Source organism: Thermodesulfobacteriota bacterium (assembly GCA_039028315.1).
Lineage (GTDB): Bacteria > Desulfobacterota_D > UBA1144 > Nemesobacterales > UBA2774 > CR02bin9.
Map to the genome: position 1 here is coordinate 1 of JBCCIH010000200.1, position 4,008 is coordinate 4,008.

Genomic DNA, 4,008 nt, shown 5'->3' on the forward strand with positions numbered 1-4,008 from the left:
ATATCTGTATTAATATGCATACCACAGACAACTAAATGGCTAAATGATCGATTTGAACATATATCTTATATATAGTCATTAAGATATATAATATTAGAGCCGATTCGCATGTAATTTTTAATAATTGTAGGCCTTTTGATATAGTATGCATAGTTAGATCCATTTGACCTGACGTGCAGTTTGTGTTATGTTTTGACAGTCTGGTACCTAAAGTTGGGATGGGAGATCACATAAAAAATCATGTTCAAAGTAGGTAAAAAAGCGGTATACCCTGCGCACGGGGTTGTTCAAGTTCAGGCTGTCGAATCAAAAGAAATCTGTGGTACTAAAAAGGATTTTTATATACTTCAGGTCATAGATAGCGATGTAACTGTGATGGTGCCAACAGACAACGCTGAGAGTGTCGGTTTAAGACCTGTAATATCCAAAACACAAATAACCCGAATATATAAAATACTTAAGAACAAGAGCAAAGATGGTGAGCACCAAAACGGCCATCAGAGCTGGAATAAGCGCTACCGCGAATATTCAGACAAACTTAAGAGCGGAGACATTTTTGAAGTCGCAAACGTTCTAAAAGACATCAATCTTCTCCAAAATGATAAAGATCTTTCTTTTGGAGAGAAAAGAATAATGGATTCAGCTCTTTCTCTGCTTGTAAAAGAAATATCTATTGCTAAAAACTTAAAAGAAGAAGCAGTAACAAAAGAAATAGACAAGATATTAACAACCGCAGTTTGATCTTCTATAATAGTAAACCTAAATATGTCAGAAAGCCTTTTAGACATAGAAACAGCCCTAAGACTAAAACGATTTAACTTTCGTACATCATCTAAAGTAAGCGGATACAAATCCGGAATTCATAAGAGCACTTATACTGGTATAAGCCCTGATTTCTCAGAGCACAAACAATACAATAGAGGTGATGAGCTTAAACAAATAGATTGGCGCCTATATGGTAGACATGACCGCCTTTATGTAAAGAAGTATGAGGATGAGGTAAATATGCGCTGGTGTATATTGATAGACAAAAGCGCATCAATGGATTACGGCCATGGCAGTGATAACAAATTTGGGTACGCAAAAAAACTTGCCGCAACTCTATCATACCTTCTTCTAAAACAAGGCGATGCAGTTGGGCTAATTGCATTCTCTGAAACAGGCGTAGAGCAAATACCACCAAAGTCAGGAAGCCATTTTATAACTCCTATACTAGACAAATTATCGAATCTTACATCATCTGGGAAAACGGTCCTTGAAGACCCGGTGCTAGATGCCCTTGAAACATATCGATCAGACGCCTCATTTGTTATTATCTCAGATTTTCTGATCGAGACAGAACTGATTGAAAAATCCATCACACTATGTAGAAATTCTAGTAAAGAGTTATCACTCTTCCATGTCCTTCATCCAGATGAAACAGATTTTGATTTCAAAGGATCAATAGAATTTGAGGATTTAGAGACTAGTACAAAAGTGATTGTAGATGCAGATTCACTAAGACATACTTATATTAAAAGAATAGGGGAATTTATTGCAAAGTTAAAAGATATCTGCCATGAAAATGAGTCTAGATATGTACTTTCACCTACCAACCAAAGTATTGAAAGATCCCTTATTCAAATTGCAGATAAATAGAGAGAAATATATTGAATTTATCGTTCTTGAGCCCACTTTTTTTTATCGGTCTTGCAGCAATTGCGCTGCCGATAATTGCTCATTTAATTTCAAGAAAAAGCGGCATTAAACAAACCTTTCCTGCACTTACATTTCTACTATCATCACAAGGAGATCTGGCTACTAGATCTAGAATTAAAGATCTTATACTACTTTTGCTAAGAGCCTTAATCTTAGTATTCATAGTTCTGATTTTTGCAAAACCGGCTGTTTTCTCATTTTCAAAGAGTACAGACTCAAGCCCTAGATCAGTCGCTATTGTAGTAGACAACTCATTTAGCATGGGCTATGAAGACTACTATGAGAAAGCACTGGGTCAGGCAAGTAAATTAATAGATATATTGCCTGACGGAAGTTTTGGACTAGTTGCCCCATTGGTAGCCTCTGGAGATGATCAGTACACAAGTACCCAGGATAAAAACTCACTCAAACAAGATGTTAAGGATATAGAATTATCTTACAGCTTTGCAAATAATGAAGATAGACTCCAAGATATTTATTCAAAGTTACAGCTATCCCCTAATGAAAAGAAAGTTGTAGTATTAATAACCGATCTGCAAAAAAACGGCTGGGAAAGCCAGAATTTTGAACCCTCCTGGCTAGAACTGGTCGATGTTTCTGATAAAAAGGCGTCTTCAAATCACGCTGTCACCGACATAGACCTAAACTTAGGAGACAATTTCACGGACATATTAACTGATGTATCCAATTTTTCGGACAGCCCGGTAACAGACCTACTAGTAACTGTAAATTTCAATAAGAAAGATATAACAGAAAAAATAGATATAGATCCTAACTATTTCACCACAGTGGATGTCAGCTTTGATTATAATGATCAAGACAGTTCAGGTTCAGTCGAAACTCAGAACGATAAACTAAAGATTGATGATACTAGATATTTTATTTCAGACGGGAGCAATTCTGATTCTAAAATCTTAATAGTAGATGGAGATCCCAGAGAGGATTCAAGACTTAGCGAGACTTACTTTCTAGCCCGGGCACTTGAAACTATTTCAGAAAAAGCTGACGCTCAAATTACTATTTTAGACAACGAAAGATTTCTAAATGAGGATTTATCTAACTATGACATTATATATTTAGCAAATGTGGGAGATATAACTCCTACATTAGCGAAAGAGCTTGAGGGTTTTGCAAACTCAGGCGGAAGCATTGTAGTATTTTTAGGCAATGCTGTAAGAGCAAGTTCATACAACACTCTGTTTAAAAACATATTACCGGCTCGAATAAATAGCGAATTTGAGAATGAAATTTCACTAACTACTCAAGATAGCAGTTTATTTTCTACACAAATAGCTGACAAAATCAAACAGATAACTGTCGAGAGAATGTTCGATACAACAGTGGACCAAGAAGCTAATATTATCCTTAGCACAGATCAAGGTAAACCTTTTTTAATCCAGAGCACATACGGCAGCGGGAGTGTTTTTCTATTTACATCAACTGCTGACACTAGCTGGACTAATTTCTCAATAACACCTGTTTTTCTACCCGTAATAAATAAGATTCACGACCTCCCTAACATTGAGAGAAATAAGGCTAGACATTTTTTTATTGGTGATAGCGTAAAGATAGACTCCGCTCAAAACGGTGGAAACATAGAGATCTTAGATCCAAACGGCAAACGTCACCAGATTAAAGCTGAAAATGATCTTTATGAAAAAACGTATGTACCAGGAATATATACGGTTATTAGTGGAGACCAAGACAACTACCAATTTGCGGTTAATATAAGCCCGGCTGAATCTAATTTACAAAAAATCAGACCCAGTTTGTCTGAGGATACAGAATCTGAAACACAGGGCTTTGTTAAAGTTTTTAGAGAAATATGGCGTTATTTTCTATGGGGAGTTATAGCATTATTTGTTTCAGAATCTGTTTTTAGATCCCTATTCTCATAAGCTGCTAATCGACAAGACTTACTCCGTCTATGTTGCATGGTAAAGGCTGCCCTAACAATTTCATAATAGTTGGAAACACATCTACAGTTCTTACACATTCTTTATTTATCTTAGAGTTCATAACCAAAGGCACAAGCATATGATCTCTAAATAGTGCGCCATGAGAAGACCGGTGTTCGGGATTTTCGTGTCTAGCCCGAAGGTCATAGCCAGGATTTGCACTCAACACCAGATCACCTGTCCGAGGACTTTCTAAAACTTGTATTATCTGTACCAGTGCATCAGGGTACTCAGTTTTATAGCTATGCGAAAGGGCTTGTTCATAGCTCATTTTCTTGGGCATGCCATTATAGTTAAAAGGGTCTCCTTTTATTTTTTCATAGTTGATGTTTTGATCATCATCAATCCAAGC

Annotated in this window: 4 protein-coding genes; 3 read left to right on the forward strand and 1 reads right to left on the reverse strand. The window is 36.4% G+C overall.

Translation table 11 applies throughout. The features are described from left to right. Positions 1–240: 240 nt before the first annotated feature. Genes AAF462_10600 through AAF462_10610 form a run of 3 tightly spaced genes read left to right on the forward strand, consistent with a single transcriptional unit; the run spans position 241 to position 3,596 of the window. Positions 241–741 carry a CarD family transcriptional regulator gene (locus tag AAF462_10600; protein MEM7009572.1) on the forward strand — a complete coding sequence of 167 codons (501 nt, stop codon included), beginning with the start codon at positions 241–243 and terminating at the stop codon, positions 739–741. Positions 742–765: 24 nt separating this feature from the next. Continuing rightward, entirely contained in the window at positions 766–1,638 is an 873-nt protein-coding gene (locus AAF462_10605; GenBank protein MEM7009573.1) for a DUF58 domain-containing protein, read from the forward strand. 26 nt (positions 1,639–1,664) lie between these two features. Then, the gene (locus AAF462_10610; protein ID MEM7009574.1) at positions 1,665–3,596 is read left to right on the forward strand and encodes a BatA domain-containing protein; all 1,932 of its coding nucleotides are present in this window, start codon (positions 1,665–1,667) and stop codon (positions 3,594–3,596) included. A 4-nt stretch (positions 3,597–3,600) separates the two neighbouring features. On the opposite strand, the gene AAF462_10615 is transcribed toward AAF462_10610, so the two are convergent. Next, on the reverse strand, positions 3,601–4,008 hold a 408-nt coding region (locus AAF462_10615; GenBank protein MEM7009575.1), incomplete at its 5' end, for a hypothetical protein.

Coding starts and splice junctions, on each gene's coding strand:
- AAF462_10600 (MEM7009572.1), top strand. CDS start 241: ATGTTCAAAGTAGGTAAAAAAGCGGTATACCCTGCGCACGGGGTTGTT.
- AAF462_10605 (MEM7009573.1), top strand. CDS start 766: ATGTCAGAAAGCCTTTTAGACATAGAAACAGCCCTAAGACTAAAACGA.